Source organism: Zunongwangia sp. L-65, assembly GCF_056859415.1.
In genome coordinates, this window is the sequence record NZ_JBSXOK010000062.1 from 59,602 (window position 1) to 79,796 (window position 20,195).

The following is a 20,195-nucleotide window of genomic DNA, read 5'->3' on the forward strand; positions in this document are numbered from 1 at the left end:
TAATCCTATTTCTATGATTAACGTGGGATATTTTAAGCCTTAAATCTTATTGAGAAACTTCAATAAGCTATTCTGTACACTATATGGCTTACGTTTCCATAAACTATAATGCAGGGGAAAACATCTAATTCCCGTTCGGGCTAAGGTTTTATATCGCTCTAAGCTAAAAGCATTTTTAAAATTACCCGGATAACCAATTAAATCTATAAAATAATTTTCTTTTTCATTAGAAACAAGAATATCTAAGATACTACCAGCCACAGGATATCCACATTCGATATTATTGAATCCTTTTTCGTGAAGAAAGTTTACCACTTCTTCCTGAAAAATATCCCTTTCTTCACTATTATCTGCTTCATGATTAAAATCTTTTATAAAATTTAAATATTCAAAAAGTAGAGAATTTTGATTCAATTTTGAAATCTCCACTGAAGTAATTATGGCCTGGTAAGATTTAGCTCTCGTAATAGCTACATTAAATACTTCGGGTTTGTTTAAATGAATAAACGCAGAATGATGGGTTTCATTACATACACAAAAAGATAAAAGAACAATTTCTCTTTCAGACCCCTGAAAAGTATAAGGCGTTCCGCAAAGAAGTTGAAACTGTTTAATTTCATTTAATTCAAAATTACTGCGGATTAAACTTTTTATATATAAAATTTGTGAATTAAAAGGAGATATTATGCCTACACTGGGCTTTTTTGGAGCATCTTTATATTTGAAAAAAATTGATTTCAATTTTTTTATAATAAATTCCGCTTCGATTTTATTTACCCCTTTATCATTACGAAATCCATCTACCTTAAAATAATCTAATTGATTTTTATTTATGTGATCTGGAGTAGATTTTAAAACTTCTAGCTGCCCATTATAAAATTTCTGGTTACTAAATTCTACTAAAGATGGAGTAGATCTAAAATGTTCTCTTAAAAAAGTAATTTGATGCTGATCTTGAATTTTAGAAATATATAAATCTAAAATACTCCTGTTTCGATAGTCAAATATTTTATCTTCTGGTATGTTATACTTCTTTCTCAACTTACGTTGTTGAGCTTCTGAAACAAATGAATAATGCCTAAGTTGATTAGGATCTCCAATAATAACTACTCGTTTGGCCCTGTAAATTGCAGGCAGCGCTGAAGCAATATCGCATTGCGTTGCCTCATCAATAAGTACTAAATCAAAAATATCATCTTTTAAAGGTAAAATGGAGTTCAAATCTGAAAGATTTGCCAGCCAAACAGGAAATACCTTTAATATACTACGATGATCAACATCTTCTAAAATTTTCTTGTAAATCGAAAAACTAGTGGAATCCAAAGCATCGTAGAATTTAGAAATATCACTTCTATAATGCAATGAGTTCTTGTTAATGTTACTAGCAATTTTATGTTTAGAAAATATGCTTATTTCCCTTTCCAGTTGTTTAAAGACCGTATTCATTTTATCGAACTTAGGAAGTAATTGTTCTCCACTGTAGGTAATATTGGTAAAGTAAAACTTCTCTAACTTATCCCATAAACTTAGATTATCACTGAATTCCAGATTTGACAGTCTGAGTTCCTGCTCGATTAAATGCTCAAATTCCGACTCTAGCTTTTCAAGCTCAGTAATCAAAGTGTCAAGCCTGTCTAGATTAATGTTTGTTTTTCTACCTGCGATACCACTTAGATACTTTCTAATTTTTGACTTTAAACTAGCTTTATAATTAAATCCTGTAGTATGAATAAGATAATCTTTAAGTTTAAAATCATCCTCCAACATTCCCCTTATCACTTCTACAGCTTGCTTGGTTTTAGATACCACCAAAACCGATTCATTATTCATAACAGCATCTGCAACTATAGAATTTATCGTATAACTTTTTCCTGTACCAGGAGGGCCTACAATTACAGAATTAGAAAACTTATTGGCATTTTTAAGTGCTTCGTACTGCTCATAATTTAACCTGTTTTTATAAATACTTCTATAATCTTTAGGCGCAACCCTTTCTCCGTTTAGTAATTCTGCCAGATTTCGACTAAACATCTCATCTTCAGCCATCCCTTCTAAATCAGTCAAAATTCTGATTGAAGATTCTGATTTTTCAGCTAAAATGGTTCCAGCAGACGGAACTATTTTATAATTATAATCTTTAAAATGATCTTGGTTAAGATACTTTCTTACCCGAGTAATGGGCCATACGGTTGGAAATAACAAGAGATCCTCCGTATCCAAATTAAGCACACTGCGATCGAGGAAACTTTTTAACCCAATTAAATTATCATTCTCTTCTAATTTAAGAGAAAGCGCTTTTACGAAAGCATCTTTATCTAAATTATTATCCTTTAAATCCAGTAATTGAAGGGCATATCTATTGATTTCGTAATTGGAACGATCAATTCTTATATAACTAAGTTCATCGATGATCTCTAATTCGGCAGGAAATAAAAAGAGCGGAGTACAAATTCGATTATCCTTTGTTAATGGATTATTCCCTTTTCCTAAAATAAAAAAACAAGCGTAAAATAGCTGTTTTTCTAAATTATATAGACTTAATTCTTTATCTAATTCTTTATATTTCTTATTAGGGTAAGGGATTAAAGACAAGCCCTCATGCAATAATTCTTCCTTATTACTAATAAACCATTTGTAAGGATATTTACTGTATAAAATATTCTGAATAATAAATTCCTTATTATCCAACCGGTAACATTCCTTAAAATAAGAGTAAAAATCTTTTGGTTTAAACTTCACCCTGATAATTATATTGATCTCAAATTTACAAAATCTTTAAACGCCTTTTTAAGAAACACATTTTTAATAAGCCTTAAAAACAAAAAAGCCTCTTCCCGAATCAACGGAAAAAAGCTTCTCATTGGTATTCCCAAGGCTAAAAAGCCTTAAAAGGTTTACCTACAAGTTCCAATTTCTTGGAACAAACAACACAACTAAATTTTAAGATTCAAAAAATATTTTTTTAAATCTACGAGTGACCTAAATCACCTATATTTTTGTTTTCCCTGTTTTAGGAATTTTTTTAACCTCTTATTAATTGTCGAAAATTAAACAATAATTAAAAAAAGGGCTGACAAATCTACAATCTAATTTTAAATTAAACAAATCTGCTATTAATGATAAATTTAGATATAATTAAATTATAGCTATTAACGTTTTATAGAAAACCGCGTCTAATCGTTGATGGAAAATAACCAAAAGATCATTCTAGATTTAAAGAAAGGCAAAACAACAAGCTTTAAAGAGATCTATTTTCTTTATTACGATAAACTTTTTCATATCTGCAAAAAATTCAATTTTAAAGTATTCACCCCACAAGATTTTATTCAGGAAACCTTTTTAAAAATCTACAAAAACAGGCATCAGTTAAAAGAAGATGTGCCGCTAGAAGCACAGATTATAGTGATTTGTAAAAACATTATATTCAATCATCTTAACCGGGAGAAAAAAATAATTCCGCTTCAACCCGATTTTCTTAACAGTAAAATAGAAAACGACGAGCCGGAAAATGAGACCAACTTCAAAAAAGAAAAGCTACATAAATTAATAGAAGAACTTCCGGTTCAACAAAAAAAGATTTTCAAGTTACACAAAATCGACAATTATTCTTACCAGGAAATTGCTAGCCTTACCCAACTTTCACAAAAAACGATCGCCAACCATATTTACCTGGCAAATAATTTTATCCGAAAAAATATCAAAAAGGCTTAGGAACTTTTACGCTCCCAATTGTATTGTATAAAAATGCTCAATATGATTTTCGAGATTTATAAATTAGATATTATCGAACAGGAGCGATTGGTTTATCTTTTAAAGGTACTGGCGTTCAATTTTTCAGATTGTGAAATTCATCCTTTTACTCTAGAAGATGAAATTCTAATCATTGTATCTTCTAAGACAGAAATTATTAAAGATCACTTTCTCACTAGCATTAAAAGCGAAGGATTTAATTGCGAACTACTTAAAGCTTCCTGATGAAGAAAAGCGAAATCGAAAAAAAATTCGATAAGTACTGGAAAGAAAATTCACCTGAAATTCCTTCCACCGAAAAAGAAAAGTCCTGGGAAAAATTCTCTAGTAATCATTTAAAACATCCTTATCCTAAAACCTCTACTTTCATAAAGTATGCTGCTGCTATTGCGATAATGGTGATTTTAGGAACTGGTTTTTACATCCTAAATCGTATCAATCAACCAGCACAGCAAATTGCTTCCGTCATACATATTGAAAATCCAGGAAATAAACTTAAATTGATTTTTTTACCTGATAGTAGTGAAATTAGGCTTCAATCACATTCAAAAATCACTTATTCTAAAGACTATAGCAATAATCGGGAGGTTTCTTTGCAAGGAAATGCCTTTTTTAAAGTTAGAAAAGACAAAAATCATCCTTTTAAAGTGATTAATAACAAAACCATAACTACGGCTTTAGGAACGTCCTTTACCATTGCTGAAAATGAAATCCAGACGCGTGTGAAATTGCATGAAGGCAAAGTGAAAATGACTGTTCAGGGACAATCTAAAAACTGGATTTTGTTACCGGGAGAAGAATTTATTCTTGAAGATGGAGCGACTAAGATCCAGCATTTCAAAAACCATATAGACTTTGAAAAAGAGAGTGTAAAAAACATCATTAGTTTTCTTGAACAAGAATATGCATTTAAAATAGCTGTTCCAGAAGCTTTTTTAAGTAAACAAATCACACTGCGGATAAAGAAAGAAGAAGATATTGAGATCCCTCTAAAAATACTTGCAGAAATACACAATCTTAACTACAGCATAGATCGCTTCAATAACACGGTGATCTTTAGAAAACAAACGTCTGCACCAACCAATAATATTATTAAGAAATGAAATATTTTTTAATCTGTTTTGTATGTATTTATGGCTTCGGCCTTAACTGCCAAAATCTCACCATAAAGATTGAGAAAGGGAATACGATGAATACGCTTAAAGATCAGATCGAAAAACAATCTGATTATAAACTGGCTTATGCCGAAGAAATTAGTTCTCAACTCACTTTTAATATCGAGATGGATTATGAAAACATCAGTATCAGCGATTTAATCAAAGAACTTAACCATAAACTTCCGCACGATTTTAAGGCGCTGGGTAATAATATTACAATAAAACCCCATGGAATCAAGATGGATACTCAGTCACCCCACACTCTTTCGGGAAGTATTTATGACGAGAATAATCAGCCTCTTTTTGGAGCCAGTATTACAGTTCAGAAACTTCAAAAGGGGACGACTACCGATGAGGAAGGCAAATTCTCACTGCAGCTTCCGCAGGGAAGACATGAAGTCACCATTAGCTTTTTAGGTTATAATAGCATTACTAAAAGCATCTTACTTAATCGCGATATGGATTGGAGCCTTCAAATGCAACCTGGCGGTGAAACCTTAGAAGAAGTGATTATTGAACAAAATAATAAGGCGACTAATATTAAAAAACCCCAAATGAGCATGAACAGCCTTAGCATGAAAGAAATTAAGCAAATACCGGTAGCTTTGGGGGAACCCGATCCTTTAAAATCTTTACTTACACTGCCGGGAGTTACTAATGCAGGTGAAGGTTCGTCAGGATTTAATGTTCGTGGTGGCGCAGCAGATCAAAATCTAATCTTATTAGATAATGTTCCTATTTACAGTGACTCCCATCTTTTTGGATTTTTCTCGGTTTTTAACGCCGATGCGGTAAATTCCCTGGATCTTTATAAGGGGGGAATCCCTTCTAAGTACGGTGGCAGGGTTTCTTCTGTTCTAGATATCACCCAGAATAACGGTGATTATAAGGATTTTAAGTTTGAAGGTGGCGTGGGTTTAATTTCAAGTAAACTGAAAGTTGAAGGCCCCTTACAACAAGACAAAGCTTCCTTTATGCTGGCAGGAAGGACCTCTTATGCTCACTTGTTTTTGCAACTTGCCGATAATGAAAACTCAGCTAAATTTTACGATCTTAATGCTAAACTGAACTATCAACTCAACGAAAATAACAGTCTGCATTTTTCAGGCTATTTAGGAAAAGATGTTTTTGATATTAGTGATAGTTTCTCCAGCAGATATGGAAATACCATGGGAAAGATAAACTGGAAACATCGTTTTACTAAAGATGTCACCAGCGATTTATCGATTTTCTATAGTGACTACCAATTTGGGCTCAATTTAAATACCCTTAGTTTTAATTGGGATAGCGGTATAGCAAGTTATGGATTAAAATATGGCTGGCAACATTACATATCAAAAGACGTTCAGCTTAATTACGGTATAGAGGCTACTTACTACGATTTTAATCCAGGCATATTAATCCCTAACAGTAGTGAATCTACCGTAAATTACAGGGAATTAGATCGTAAATATGCACTAGAACCCTCTGCCTATATTGATGTTAACCAAAAGATCGGAGATCACTTAGAAATACGATACGGTCTTAGATACAGCACATTTTACAGATACGGGCAACAAGAGGTAAATATTTATGAAAACAGCCCAGTAGAATACAATCCTGTTTATAATATTTATCAGGAAGGAACGCCTATAGGAACAAAATTTTATGGGTCTGGTGAAGTGATATCGAGCTTTAATAATTTAGAACCAAGAGCGGCATTATCATATATATTAAATGATGAATCCTCGATTAAAGCAAGTTACAACCGGATGGCGCAATACTTACATATTGTTTCTAACAGCCAGTCACCAACCCCGGTAAACATTTGGACGCCCAGTGGACCATTTATCCAACCTCAGATTTTAGATCAATACGCTTTAGGGTATTTTAGGAATTTTAACAATAATAGATACAGTCTGGAAACGGAAGCTTTTTATAAAAACATAAGTAACCGAATCGACTATGTAGACGGCGCCAATCTTATTGCTAATAATGATATCGAGCAGGTACTGTTAAACGGTAAAGCCAGGGCTTACGGATTAGAAGTATTACTTAGAAAAAACAGTGGTGATTTAACCGGTTGGATTTCTTATACCTTATCCCGTGCTGAACAAAAAACCGAAGGAAGGACTCCAAAAGAACCCGGGATCGCTAACGGTAACTGGTATTTATCCCCTTACGACAAATTGCATAACCTTAGTATTACCGGCAATTACGAGTATACTAAAAAGTGGTCTTTTAGTGCAAACTTTGCGCTACAATCGGGACAGCCGGTAACCTACCCAAACGGCTATTACGAATTTGGAGGCATCCCAGTGCCTAATTATTCTATAAGAAACGAAAATCGATTACCCCTCTATCATCATTTAGACCTTGCGGCAACGCTTACCCCAAAGCCTAACAGGGAGAAAAGTTGGAAAAGCTACTGGGTATTTAGTATTTACAATGTTTATAACAGAAAGAATGCAGCATCTATAAGATTTACTACCAACGATGATACCGGAATAAACGAAGCCAGAAGGTTATCGATTTTCGGTATTTTACCAAGCGTTTCTTATAATTTTAAGTTTTAACTCTATGAAATCTCTAATATCAACATATCCCCTACTTTATATTTTTATACTGCTGTTAATGTTTAGCACTTCTTCCTGCGAAGACGTTGTTGATGTGAATCTGGAACAAGGAGAGCCCAGACTGGTGGTAGATGCAGAAATTCTTTGGCTTTCGGGTGCTACTGGAGAAAATCAAACCATCTATCTTTCCAGACTAACCGATTATTACAATACTGAGGTCACTCGTGTTTCCGGAGCAACTGTAACCATTAAAAATGAAAATAATAAAATTTTCTATTTTACCGAAACCGAAACTCCAGGAAGCTACACCTGTACGAACTTTGATCCTGAAATAGGCGGCAATTATACCTTAAATGTTATTGTAGACGGAGAAGTGTATACGGCTACAGAAAGCTTAATCGCCTCTCCTGAAGTTACCCGAATCGAACAATATGAAGATGGCGGTTTTTTAGGAGAGGATAAGGAGGTTAGGTTTTATTATAATGATCCTGAAGAAGAAACCAATTTTTACCTGGCCGACTTTCAAAGCGATGTGCTTAATTTTCCGGAATATGATCTTTCCAGTGATGATTTTTTTAACGGCAATGAAATGTACCAAAATTTCTCTCATGAGGATCTGGAGCCCGGCAGTGAAATAGATATTACTTTTCGTGCAATTTCAGAGCAGTTTCATGATTATATGGAACTAATCCTGGAAAGCGCGGTGGCCAATCCGTTTGGCACTCCACCTGCAAACATTCGTGGTAATCTTGTAAACGAAACGAATCCTGAGAATTTTGCTTTTGGTTACTTCAGGTTATCACAGGGAATACGTTTTAGATATACCATACAATAGTGATATCGATTAAACATCAAAGGTGTATATTTCACTAAATAATTCCTATCCCGTACGTATTTTTAATTTCAGTCATTACAAAAGTACTGTGCGTACTGCCAATACTTTTTACTCCGCCAAGTTTATTAAATACAAAATCCTGGTAATGCTTCATATTCCTGGCATACACTTTCAGTAAAAAATCAAAATCTCCAGAAGTGTTATAACATTCCACAACCTCATCGATCTCCATAATATCGGCCACAAATTGATTGCCGATAGTCCTATCATGTTTTTTTAGCTTGATATTACAAAAAACAATAAATCCCTGATGCAGCTTTTCTGCATCCAAAATAGCAATATACTTTTTTATATACCCATTTTTCTCCAGTCTTTTTAATCGTTCAAAAACCGGAGAAGCAGATAAGTTTACTTGCTTTGCCAACTCTTTTACGGTAAAATTGGAGTTATTGTGAAGTATTTTTAAAAGTTTAAGATCAACCTCATCTAAGTTTTCCATAGGATAATATTCTGTTTAAGATTGCAAATTAGTCAATTAAAAATACAATATTCCTAAAAATCAAGCTTAAGAAGTTATTAAAACTGAATTTAAACCAAAGTTTAGATAAAAAAACCTCAATATATAACTTTGGCCAATATAAAAACCTAAAAAATAATTATGTGTATTCACTCAAGTATCCAAAACAAAACTGATATCGTAGGTAGTTTTTTACGTCCCGACCGCTTAAAGAAAGCCAGGGAACAATTCGCTAAAAAAGAGATTACGGCAGAGGAGCTAAAAAAGGTCGAAGACGAAGAAATTATCAACCTAGTCGAAAATCAAAAAAAAGCAGGACTTACATCTTTATCTGATGGAGAATTTAGGCAAAGTTACTGGCATCTCGATTTCTTCTGGGGATTTGACGGTATTGAGCATTTTTTAAAAGATCAGGGCTACTTATTTCAGGGAGAAGAAACCAGAAAAGACTCTGCTAGATTATCGGGAAAATTAAAATTTAATCCTGATCATCCTGTATTTGAAAGTTTTTCATTCCTAAAAAAGCACTGTGGTAAAGATCATATCGCCAGGCAAAGCATTCCCGCCCCTGCACAGTTATATGCAGAACTGGTTAGAGGTGATAATGAAGATTATGTAAACAAATTTTATCCAGAAAGGCAAGCATTATTTCAAGATATCGCAGCAGCTTATCATCAAACTATTTTAAAATTATATGATTTGGGATGTCGCGATCTAAAGATTGATGACTGTACCTGGGCTATGCTATGTGATGCCAATTTCTGGAAAACTATGGCCGGTGAAGGTTATAACCGTGATGAGCTTAAAGAAACTTATCTCAAGTTAAACAATCTGGCCCTGGAGAATTTACCAGAAGATCTTCGATTATCAACCCATGTTTGCAGAGGAAATTATCATTCTACCTGGGCGGCTTCAGGTGGATACGAGCCGATAGCTGATACGCTTTTTGCAAAAGAAAACGTAGAAAACTTTTACCTGGAATTTGACGATGAACGTTCTGGAGATTTTAAGCCTTTAAGATTTGTCCCGAAGGATAAAAAAGTTGTTTTAGGATTACTTACCAGTAAAAATGCAACTTTAGAGAATAAGGAAGTAATTATAAATCGAATAAAAGAAGCGGCAGAATATGTAGATTTAGAGCGTTTAAGTTTGAGTCCGCAATGCGGTTTTGCTTCCACTGAAGAAGGAAATATCCTAACAGAAGAAGATCAATGGAAAAAAATAAAATTAATTAAAGAAATCTCTCAGGAAGTCTGGGCATAAGCCTTCAGAAACGGCTCAAAATTAAAGCTTCGTTTGTACTTACAGCGAGGCTTTTTTATTCAGAAAATATACCCTAAAACAAAAAAGATCACCACTAACCTAAATGTTAGTGTTAGTTTTTGATAGCATTAGAGACCATTATACTACAAGAATAAATAAAAAAATAATGAGCTTAATTGACGATTTAAAATGGCGTTATGCCACTAAAAAAATGAATGGGACGAAAGTACCCCAGGAAAAAATAGACTACATTTTAGAAGCTACTCGATTATCACCTTCTTCATCAGGTTTGCAACCTTATAAAGTGTTGGTAATTTCAGATAAAGCCTTATTAGAAAAAATAAAAGACATCGCCTGGAACCAAAATCAGGTTATTGACTGTTCTCATCTTCTTGTTTTTGTTGCATGGGACAAATATACCAACGAGCGTGTTTCTGAAGTTTTTAACTACACCATGGATCAGCGTGGGCTACCGCACAGCAATATGGACGATTACAAAGCTAACATTCTTAGCATTTATGAACCTCTAGGCCAGGAATGGCATGCACATCATGCTTCTAAGCAAAGTTATATTGCTTTTGCCATGGCCATTGCCGCCGCAGCCGAACAAAAAGTAGATACCACACCTATGGAAGGTTTCCTTAATGAGAAGCTGGATGAACTCTTACAACTAGAAGGCACAGGATATAAAAGTACCTTGTTATTACCATTAGGTTATCGTGAAGATGAAAATGACTGGTTAGTAAACATGAAAAAAGTAAGAACCCCTAAAGAGGATTTTATTACTGAAGTTAGCTTAGAAGACCTGAAATAAAAGATTGCTAAAATCCCCAATATTAAATTTAAGATCCTGTCAAAAATTGGCGGGATCTTTTGGTTTGGGAATTAGATATTAAGTATTCCATCCTGAGTGATTAAACATGTATATTACGGTTATATAATTGAATTTACAGCGTATGTATATAAGAAAATAACCTTATTTTCATCGGATAAAATGTAAACGAAATATTACTGTTTTTTAGAACCTAACTGAAAAGATTAAAAATGAAAACTACTAAAAATGCAATCTAACGTAGGTCTTATTTTAGAAGAAAAAGCGGCCGATATTGGAAACTTTATAGTTGGCAGGCTGCTACCTTTCCGGCAAAAACGAGCCGTTGGTCCCTTTGTATTTATCGATCACATGGGACCGGCATGCTTAAAGGAGCATCAAAATTTAGATGTACCACCACATCCCCATATTGGACTTTCTACTCTCACTTACCTTTTTGAAGGTGCAATTTTCCATAGAGATAGTTTAGGAAATGCTATAGAAATTAAACCAGGAGAAGTTAACTGGATGACCGCCGGTAAAGGTGTGGTGCATTCTGAAAGAACTCCTGAATATTTACGGAAAGAAGATAAGTTCTTACACGGACTGCAAATTTGGATTGGTCTTCCCAAAGAATTAGAGCAATCTGAGGCTTCATTTTTCCATATCAGTAAAGATGAAATTCCTACCTGGGAAGAAGGCGGTGTTACCTATAAACTAATTGCAGGAAAAATAAAAGGAAAACAATCCCCGGTTCCTGTGCATAGTCCTCTTTATTTCATCGAAATAAAAACAAAAACTCCACAAAAGGTAAACATCGGAGATAAACTTTTTGGAGAAGTTGGTATGTACGTGCTAGATGGTACAGTAAAAATTGAAAATAATGATTATGGAACCAAACAGTTATTGATCGCTAAAAATGCCAGCTTATGTGAGTTTGAAACCAATGGAGCAACCACCTTATATTTGTTTGGAGGAGACGCTTTTGAAGAAGAACGCTTTATGTTTTGGAATTTTGTAAATTCAGACAAATCGATTTTAGAACAGGCAAAACAAAATTGGAAAAATCAAAATCTTAAGGCTTTTCCTAAAATACCAAATGACGATAAAGAATATGTGCCTTTACCGGAACCCAAATTTAAATAAATCCCCTCAGGGCAAATTCTTGAGGTGATTTACTTTCGATTAAGAAAATTTCTAAAGCTTAAAAATTCGTTTCATAGGGATCCATTTTTCGCCCTCATGAGCAAACGGGATGGCCTGTTGATAATTCCACATTAAATTTTCCCATTCCTGCACTTTTGGGTTATCAAGATCCATTTGTTTTTTAACCTCAGGATCAAAATCGGCTGAAGTTTCGGTAATCATAAAAAGGCGGTTTCCACATCGGTAAATTTCCATATCGGCAATGCCTGCCTCAAGAATACTTTTTTCTATTTCTGGCCAAATCTTTTGATGATAAGTTTCATACTCTTCAATAAGCCCGGCATCATTAATAAGATCACAGGCATAACAAAGTCTATTTAATTTCATAAGGTAGTTTCTAAATTATATTTTTTGTAAACATCCCTGCCATAAATACCGATAATTATAAAACAAACCAGCGGCAGAATAAACGAAAAATTGACTTCGGGGACACCTAAAATCTGAACGTCGGTATAGCCTGCGCCCCCCAGATCTAGAATTAATCCCTGCAGGGTAGGCATTAACGCACCTCCCACAATAGCCATCACCAAAAAAGCAGCACCAAATTTAGCATCTTCTCCCTGCCCCTCAAGTGCTATCCCGTAGATTGTGGGAAACATAATCGACATAAAGAAAGAAATAGAAACTAATGCGATTAAACCTATCATTCCCGGTACCAAAATCGTAATCAAGGTTGCGATAGAAGCACCCAGCGCAAAAAACAACAATAATTTACCGGAATCTATATACTTTAGTAAACCGGTTCCTACCCATCTACCAATAAGAAAAACCACAAGAGCGGCTATCCCATAATTGACCGCTTTGGTATTATCAATACCAAATGATTCTGCATACTGGTATAAATAGGTCCAGCACATAATCTGTGCTCCTACATAAAACGCCTGTGCGATAACTCCTCCAGTAAATTTACGTGACTTAAAAAGACGTTTAATTGCCCCCCCTATCTTTACCTTGGTTTCCTGATGTGCATTTTGCGGCATATTCACAAGACTGATTACCAATAAAAAGCCTATTACCACAATCCCTAATAAAACATAAGGATCACGTATCACGGCCAGATCAGCTGTACGAACAACAGCCTTAGCCTCATCCCCCAGCGTAGAATAAACCGTAGTCCCATCGGGTAACAGGTCATCTGATTGCAGGGAAGCTAGAATAAACTTCTGGGCAACAATCAGGCCCAACAGCGCGCCCATAGGATTAAAAGCCTGAGCAAGATTAAGACGTTGGGTCGCGGTTTTTTCGGCTCCCATAGACAGGATATAGGGATTTGCCGTGGTTTCTAAAAAAGCCAGGCCAAAGGTTAAAATGTAAAGCGCAGCCAGAAAGAAACCAAACTCCTCATAGGCTGCGGCAGGATAAAAAAGTAATGCTCCTATAGCGTAAAGGCCAAGGCCAAGCAAAACTCCTTTTTTATAAGAAAAGCGGTTTACAAAAATTGCCGCCGGTAGTGCCATGGTAAAATAGCCACCGTAAAATGCAAGCTGTACGAGCGAAGCCTGAAAATTATCAAGCTCCAGTACTTTTTTAAAAGCAGAAACCATGGGGTTTGTGATATCGTTTGCGAAACCCCACAATGCAAATAAAGAAGTGATTAAGATGAATGGCAGTAGTACCGATTTGGCTACCACGGGCACTTTAGATTCTTTTTTTTCCATAAACTAGTTTTTAGCCGGAAGCAGTGCGCGATCCAGATGTACATACCCCCCATCAACAAAAATAAACTGACCGGTAGTATGTGAAGATTTTTCAGAAATGGTAAACAAAACCGTATCTGCAATTTCCTGAGTAGTGGTCATCCGGTTTTCAAAGGGAATGGTTTTCTTTATAGCTTCAAGTTTTTCGGCACCATCATCTAAGGTTTCAATCCAGTTTTCGTAAGCCGGTGTATAACTTTCAGCAATAATAAGCGCATTGCTACGGATGCCGTATTTAATTAAATCTACGGCCCATTCACGCGTTAATCCAAGCACCCCCCCTTTAGCTGCAGCATATCCTGAAGTTCCTCCCTGCCCGGTTATCGCTACTTTGGATCCCACGTTTAGAATATTACCCCTGCTTTTTTTCAATAAAGGCAAAGCATATTTAACAGTAGCGTAAAAGCTTACGAGATTCAGCTTAATTGAATACATAAAATCTTCTACTGAGTCTTCGAGCGAAACTCCATCGTTCACTCCCACATTATTAATAATAGCATCAATGCGCCCGTAGTGCGCCGAAAGTTTTTCAATCGAAGTTTTAATTTGATCTGCATCAGACAAGTTGGTTTGGTAAAATTTACTATCTAATCCTTGTTCGCGCAGCTGACTTTCATATTCAAAACCGCGGGCATTTCGATCTAACAAAACCGGGATTGCTCCTTCTGACGCTAAAGCGAAAATAATATTATGACCTATGCTTCCTGGCATTCCGGCCGAACCGGTCACTACAATGATTTTATCTTTTAAATTTAAATTCATAGCTTATATAGTATAAATGCGCTGGGCATTTTTATAGAAAAAAAGTTCGCGTTCCTCCTTAGAGAGCTGTCCGGCAAAATCTCTGGATACGTTTAAGACCTGGGCATAACTACCGGCAACCAGACACACCGGCCAGTCTGAACCATATACAATTCGTTGCGGACCAAATGCCTCCAATACCACATTTACGTATGGCATGAGATCAATGGTTTTCCAGGTTTTATAATCGGCTTCAGTGATCATTCCTGAAATTTTGCAACTTACATTTTCGTGTTTTGCGATAGCACGCATCAATAACGCCCAGGAGTCTATATACCCCTCCTTGATATAGGGTTTAGCCATATGATCAATTACGAATTGCTGCTCAGGAAATAATTTTATAAATTCAAGTACCGCCGGAAGCTGATGAGAAAAAACTAAAATCTCGTATACAGCACCCGTATTTTTCAATTTAGAAATACCATTTAAAAAAGATTTCCGAAGTAAAAAAGAATTATCCGGCTCTCCCTGTACCACGTGTCGATAGCCTTTCATCAAAGGCATTTCCGCATAATATTCCAACTCATTTTGTACAGAATCACTTTGAAAATTTACCCAACCTATGACTCCTTTTATAAAATCATGCTTATGGGCAAGGTTTAGTAAAAAACTATTTTCATCAAGAGTTTGATCAGCCTGTACGGCAATACATCCTGTAATATCATGTTCTTTGTAAACCTGTTTTAAATCCTCTGGAAGGAAGTCGCGGCGTATTGCCGCCATCTCATCATCGATCCAGTCATGATTGACAGGATTGTAATACCAAAAATGTTGATGGGTGTCTATGATCATCGTACCAACTTATTCATTAAGTTCAACCAGAGCCTTGATTACATTATTCTCTGGAGCCATTAAAGTTTCAAAATCCGCAGGCAGGTCTTTAAAGTTAATGCGATGCGTGATATACTTCTTTGGGTTGATTTTCCCGCTTTTAATACTTTCGATCACATATTCAAAATCCTCTCGAGTTGCATTACGGCTACTCATAAGGGTTGATTCGCGTTTATGGAATTCAGGATGACTAAAGACAAGTTCACCTTTTTGTAAACCTACCAGTACATATCGACCACCGTGTGCAAGATATTGAAAAGCATTATTCATCACATTACGGTTACCTGTAGCATCAATGACGACGGTAGGCATATCATCATTGGTTAGTGCTGACAATCGCTCTATCACATCCTCATTCAAGGGATTTATCTTGGCACAAACGCCCAGTTCATTCTTGCAAAAATCAAGACGATGTGTATTCACATCAAGCACGATCACTTGCGCCCCCACTTGTTGTGCAAACTGAATCAAGCCAATACCTATAGGCCCTGCTCCCATAACCAAAACCGTTTCTCCCGCTCTTACTCCTGCACGGCGTATGCCATGAGCAGCGATTGCTAGTGGTTCTACCAGAGCAAGTTCATCAAAATCAAGACCTTCGCCATGTAACAAATAGGCATCGGGCACTACAACATACTCGGCCATGCCGCCATCTATATGCACCCCAAAAACCTGAATAGAACTACAGCAATTGGTTAATCCATTGCGGCAGGCCACACAAGTTCCGCAATTAAAATACGGAATAAAACTTACAGCATCTCCTTTTTTAAAACCTTTTGCTTTTCCAGACACATATTCTGCTGCAAGCTCGTGTCCTAAAACACGCGGATAATTAAAGTAAGGCTGTGTCCCGCCAAAGGCATGGATATCGGTACCACAAATCCCTATTTTACGAATCCGCAAAAGAGACTCTCCTTCTTTAGGCTGCGGCATATCCCCTTCTTTTAATAAAAATGTACCGGGTTCCTGACAAACAATATAATTCATGATTTTTCTTAAATATTAACTGATCTCCAAAGGGTTCGCATAAGATAGGTCTGACTGTTCCTGCGGAAAATAAACCTCGAGTCCCTCGGTGCTTTGCTTAAACTTTAGGTTTTTACCGCTACTTACCAGTTTTACTTTTTTAACTTGATTCTTGTGATATTGCGAACCTGATTTTAGCGATTTTATAATCACTTTTCCGTCGTCGGGCCAACTCATTACCGTAGCGTAGAGTTTATCTCCTTTAGTAACAAATCTAATATCCTGTGAAGTAAAGGCTTTGCCTTTACCTTCGTTAAAACCCTGAGCTTTTAACGCAGCTGCACTTTCCTGTTGAGGTCCTTCTCCAAAAATTTTCCACGGTCGGGTTCCATAAATGCTATCTCCATTTAAATTCATCCACACACCTATTTCTTCAACAATAGCCCGCTCTAATTCATCAATACTTCCATCTCCCTTTACAGGGATATTAAGCATCAAATTACCGTTTTTACTTACCACGTCAATAAGACTATGAATAACCTGCTTAGCTGTTTTATAGCGCTTGTCGCGATAAACCCCTTTATCATAATGCCAGCTACCTATACAGGTATCGGTTTGCCAGGGTAAAGGTTCAATAGTATTACTCTGTCCTTTTTCAATATCCCATACCAATGCTTTGCGCTGCTCTTTATCCAGAATTTTACCGGTGATTACACTTTGCGGGTTGCCCTGCCTGTCAAGGCTTTTATTATACAGGTATGCTGCTATCTCAAGACCTACGTTACTCACCGGCCATAAAGGCAAAGCTGTATCATCAAAATATAATAGATCAGGATTAAATTTATCAATAAGCTCAATAGTACGATTGTAAAATTTTTCACAGTATTCATCAGAGGGTGGAGTAACACCATTCCTCCAGTTCCATTGGCTGTGTATTTTCCCGTTATCATAACTATCTTCACTTAAAGGATGATTTTGTGCATACAATTCCTGTGGATCTATACCTTCCCACCAGGTTCCTTCCCCGTCCTCTAAGCGCAAATTACCGTCATAGGGTACTCCCGCCAGAGGTCCGTTTTTATCTGCACGCTGGGAGGTTTCAAACCAACTCCAGGCATGAGCCGCATGAACACTTAAAGCAAAAGGGAGCCCCTCTTTACGGGCAGCTTTTTCCCAGCCGGCTATAATATCTTTTTGCGGCCCCATTTTAACAGAATTCCATTTAGGCTGATAGGTACTGTCCCACAAGTCAAGATTATCGTGATGATTGGCCATGGCCATAAAGTATTTAGCCCCGGCCTTTTTATAAAGACTCACCAGTTCTTGCGGATCCCAGTTATCTGCTTTCCAAACATTGATCACATCTTTAAAACCAAATTTAGAAGGATGTCCATAGTTTTCAAGATGTGACTTGTATTGCCAAGTTCCCTCCTGGTACATCCCTCTTGCATACCAATCTCCGGCTTCAGGCTCGCACTGAGGTCCCCAATGTGCCCACATCCCAAACTTGGCATCTCTAAACCAAGAGGGGACTGTATATTTTGATAAAGAATCCCAAGTGGGTAAAAAAGGCTCTCGTTCTTCTGTATTAAAAAAATTTGCGCTAGCCAGGTGTGGGCTTAAGTAAAGTCCGGCAGTAGCTAAACCTCCTAATTTGATTGCACTTCTACGTTTCATTTCCTATTTAAAAATTCTAAAATTTCCATTCCTCGAATTCATTCCATTATACATTTACGCAGCATCATCAAGAATTTCGTGACAAATCGCAAATTATTATACATATACACATAGCCTTTTGATAATATCAACAAGCTTATTCATCGAGTTGATCAACTCAAAAAACAAATAAATTCTGAAATCAAACGATTTCGTTAAAAATCTTATTTTTGATTCTAAAATCAAATATAAGTTTACTAAAAAGCAATTGTATTATACAAAAACGACTTATTTTTATTCAATTAAGATGAAGTTAATATTCATTATAATAGTAAAACCTTGAACAGTCAGCTATTTACACATTCATTTTCCCTGCTTAATGTTGATTATGTGCAACTTAACCATCGGTGGAATTATAAAAACATAATAAGCCCCTATTATAGACTATATTATATTGATGACGGTGAAGGAGTTGTGTCAAATCCAGATGAAAAAATTAATTTAAAACCAGGTTACCTGTATTTGATACCAAGTTTCACCCTCTGCAATTTAAAATGCACTAACTTTTTGAGTCAGTATTTTTTACAGTTTTTTGAGGAATCCCCAGATGGAATATCCCTGTTTAAAGACAATAGAAGTATTATGGAGATTAAAGCGACTGCTCTGGATGTTTCTATTTTTAATAGAATTCTAAAAATAAATCCGGGTAGAGGCATTAACCGATCAGACAATCCGAAAATATATGAAAAGGAAGCTTATTATAAAGAATACAGAGCACTTAATAACAATATGAAACCTTCTGTTCGCTTTGAAAGTCAGGGGATTATTTTAATGCTGATATCGCGCTTTATTCAGTCTGTACGTTTTAAATCCCCAAAAAGCGAGAAAATCCCCTCTGTAGTACTTGATGCGATTAATTATATACAACTTAATCTCGGAAATTCCATTAGCATTAATGAGCTTGCTAAAAATGCTAACCAAAACAGAGATTACTTCTCAAGGGAATTTTTGAAACATACAGGCCAAAGACCCCTTTCATATATCCACGAAAAACGTATTGAAAGAGCGCAATATCTCATTGTCACCACCAATAAAACTTTACTGGATATTGCTATTGAAACCGGATTTAATAATCTACCTCATGTGACTAAAATTTTTAAAAAATACCTAAAAACCACGCCAGGAGCTTATAGGAAACAAAGCTTGCAGATTACCTGATTATGAAATTATTTAAGATAGATCGCAAAAATTACCAGGACAGTTCGTTTAGCATCAATAAAGTAACGGATGATCATTTTCTAAAAATATGGCACTTCCATCCAGAAATGGAACTGGTTTTAATTTTGGAAAGTACCGGCACCCGCTTTATAGGCGATTCTGTTTCCAAATTTTGTGCTGGTGAGATAATTCTTCTAGGACCAGATCTTCCTCATATGTGGTTAAATGATCCGGAATACTTTAAACCTAACAGCTCTTTAAAAGCCAGGGCCATTGCAATTCATTTTACAAAAGCCTTTTTAGGAAAGGATTTTTTTTACAAAACTGAATTTCAAAAAATCAACCAACTTCTTAGAAAAGCAGAACTTGGCCTAAAGTTCAACAATATAAATCAAAAACTTTTAGATCGTCTTAAAACCTTAGATCAATTTTCCTCTTTTGAACGAACCCTCAGGTTTTTGGAAATCTTAAATGCATTATCCTACGAAAGCTTTTCTCAAATTTCAAGTAGCACCTATTTGAAAAATATTCAGTCTTCTAAAAATCAGGAATTAAATAAAGTCTATGAATACATTTTTAAGAATTTTAAAAATCAAATAACACTGGAGGATGTTGCTTCCCTAATCCCTATGAATACCTCTGCATTTAGCCGGTTTTTTAGTAAAGTCCATAAAAAAAGCTTTACCCGCTATCTTAATGAAATACGTATAGGATACGCTTGTAAAATGTTAATGGAACAATATTACCCTATTACTATAATCTGTTTTGAAAGTGGATTTAACAGCCTTTCTAATTTCAACAAACAGTTTAAAATTATTACCGGAAAAACCCCATCAGAATATGCCAATTATCACTCATCTAATTTATAAATCCATGAAATTGCAAAAAAAGTAGGAGGCACTGTAAAAAAAAGAGCAGTGGCGACTATGTTG

General features: G+C 35.7%; 18 protein-coding genes. 10 read left to right on the plus strand and 8 right to left on the minus strand.

Annotated features, from left to right (window positions below; translation table 11 throughout):
• Positions 1-39 precede the first annotated feature (39 nt).
• The gene (locus AC13DP_RS10860) at positions 40-2,739 is read right to left on the minus strand and encodes a DEAD/DEAH box helicase (RefSeq protein ID WP_483067788.1); all 2,700 of its coding nucleotides are present in this window, start codon (positions 2,737-2,739) and stop codon (positions 40-42) included.
• Between the two features lie 444 nt (positions 2,740-3,183).
• Between AC13DP_RS10860 and AC13DP_RS10865 the strand changes: the two genes are divergently transcribed.
• From AC13DP_RS10865 to AC13DP_RS10885, 5 genes are read left to right on the plus strand one after another with little or no spacing between them, the layout of a single operon-like run.
• Positions 3,184-3,711 carry a sigma-70 family RNA polymerase sigma factor gene (locus AC13DP_RS10865; RefSeq protein ID WP_272959623.1) on the plus strand — a complete coding sequence of 176 codons (528 nt, stop codon included), beginning with the start codon at positions 3,184-3,186 and terminating at the stop codon, positions 3,709-3,711.
• 42 nt (positions 3,712-3,753) lie between these two features.
• On the plus strand, positions 3,754-3,975 hold the full coding sequence (locus AC13DP_RS10870; RefSeq protein ID WP_228249332.1) for a hypothetical protein: 222 nt from the start codon (positions 3,754-3,756) through the stop codon (positions 3,973-3,975).
• Complete coding sequence (locus AC13DP_RS10875) at positions 3,975-4,853, plus strand: FecR family protein (protein ID WP_483067789.1); 879 nt, start codon at positions 3,975-3,977, stop codon at positions 4,851-4,853. The genes AC13DP_RS10870 and AC13DP_RS10875 overlap by 1 nt, the downstream gene beginning before the upstream one ends.
• Complete coding sequence (locus AC13DP_RS10880) at positions 4,850-7,462, plus strand: TonB-dependent receptor (protein WP_483067790.1); 2,613 nt, start codon at positions 4,850-4,852, stop codon at positions 7,460-7,462. Before AC13DP_RS10875 ends, AC13DP_RS10880 begins: the two co-directional genes overlap by 4 nt.
• A gap of 4 nt (positions 7,463-7,466) precedes the next feature.
• A complete protein-coding gene (locus tag AC13DP_RS10885; RefSeq protein WP_272957620.1) occupies positions 7,467-8,297 on the plus strand; it encodes a DUF4249 domain-containing protein in 831 nt (276 codons plus the stop codon).
• Between the two features lie 34 nt (positions 8,298-8,331).
• Here AC13DP_RS10885 and AC13DP_RS10890 read toward each other — a convergent pair whose 3' ends face one another.
• Positions 8,332-8,796, minus strand: a complete 465-nt coding sequence (locus tag AC13DP_RS10890) for an Lrp/AsnC family transcriptional regulator (protein WP_013073714.1) — start codon at positions 8,794-8,796, stop codon at positions 8,332-8,334.
• 159 nt (positions 8,797-8,955) lie between these two features.
• Here AC13DP_RS10890 and AC13DP_RS10895 point away from each other — a divergent pair, with 159 nt between their 5' ends.
• The 3 genes from AC13DP_RS10895 (at position 8,956) to AC13DP_RS10905 (ending at position 12,034) form a co-directional block, all read left to right on the plus strand.
• Positions 8,956-10,077, plus strand: a complete 1,122-nt coding sequence (locus AC13DP_RS10895) for a 5-methyltetrahydropteroyltriglutamate--homocysteine S-methyltransferase (RefSeq protein ID WP_483067791.1) — start codon at positions 8,956-8,958, stop codon at positions 10,075-10,077.
• Positions 10,078-10,243: 166 nt separating this feature from the next.
• Complete coding sequence (locus AC13DP_RS10900) at positions 10,244-10,891, plus strand: nitroreductase family protein (RefSeq protein WP_013073716.1); 648 nt, start codon at positions 10,244-10,246, stop codon at positions 10,889-10,891.
• A gap of 246 nt (positions 10,892-11,137) precedes the next feature.
• Positions 11,138-12,034, plus strand: a complete 897-nt coding sequence (locus AC13DP_RS10905) for a pirin family protein (RefSeq protein ID WP_483067792.1) — start codon at positions 11,138-11,140, stop codon at positions 12,032-12,034.
• A 51-nt stretch (positions 12,035-12,085) separates the two neighbouring features.
• Here the strand turns inward: AC13DP_RS10905 and AC13DP_RS10910 are convergent, their stop codons facing one another.
• The 6 genes from AC13DP_RS10910 to AC13DP_RS10935 are packed head-to-tail and all read right to left on the minus strand — an operon-like array spanning position 12,086 to position 18,066.
• The gene (locus AC13DP_RS10910; RefSeq protein ID WP_013073720.1) at positions 12,086-12,421 is read right to left on the minus strand and encodes an L-rhamnose mutarotase; all 336 of its coding nucleotides are present in this window, start codon (positions 12,419-12,421) and stop codon (positions 12,086-12,088) included.
• Positions 12,418-13,752, minus strand: coding sequence for an L-fucose:H+ symporter permease (fucP, locus tag AC13DP_RS10915; protein WP_483067793.1), 1,335 nt, complete (start codon positions 13,750-13,752; stop codon positions 12,418-12,420). Before fucP ends, AC13DP_RS10910 begins: the two co-directional genes overlap by 4 nt.
• Positions 13,753-13,755: 3 nt before the next feature.
• Positions 13,756-14,553, minus strand: coding sequence for an SDR family oxidoreductase (locus AC13DP_RS10920; protein WP_483067794.1), 798 nt, complete (start codon positions 14,551-14,553; stop codon positions 13,756-13,758).
• 3 nt (positions 14,554-14,556) lie between these two features.
• Entirely contained in the window at positions 14,557-15,384 is an 828-nt protein-coding gene (locus AC13DP_RS10925) for an amidohydrolase family protein (protein WP_483067795.1), read from the minus strand.
• A gap of 9 nt (positions 15,385-15,393) precedes the next feature.
• Positions 15,394-16,410 (minus strand): zinc-binding alcohol dehydrogenase family protein, encoded by a 1,017-nt coding sequence (locus tag AC13DP_RS10930; protein ID WP_483067796.1) that lies wholly within the window; start codon positions 16,408-16,410, stop codon positions 15,394-15,396.
• Between the two features lie 15 nt (positions 16,411-16,425).
• Positions 16,426-18,066, minus strand: coding sequence for an alpha-L-fucosidase (locus AC13DP_RS10935; RefSeq protein WP_483067797.1), 1,641 nt, complete (start codon positions 18,064-18,066; stop codon positions 16,426-16,428).
• Positions 18,067-18,612: 546 nt separating this feature from the next.
• On the opposite strand from AC13DP_RS10935, the gene AC13DP_RS10940 reads away from it, so the two are divergent.
• Both AC13DP_RS10940 and AC13DP_RS10945 read left to right on the plus strand, forming a co-directional pair.
• Positions 18,613-19,263 (plus strand): helix-turn-helix domain-containing protein, encoded by a 651-nt coding sequence (locus tag AC13DP_RS10940; RefSeq protein ID WP_483067798.1) that lies wholly within the window; start codon positions 18,613-18,615, stop codon positions 19,261-19,263.
• Positions 19,264-19,265: 2 nt separating this feature from the next.
• Entirely contained in the window at positions 19,266-20,132 is an 867-nt protein-coding gene (locus tag AC13DP_RS10945; protein WP_483067799.1) for an AraC family transcriptional regulator, read from the plus strand.
• Positions 20,133-20,195: the final 63 nt, after the last annotated feature.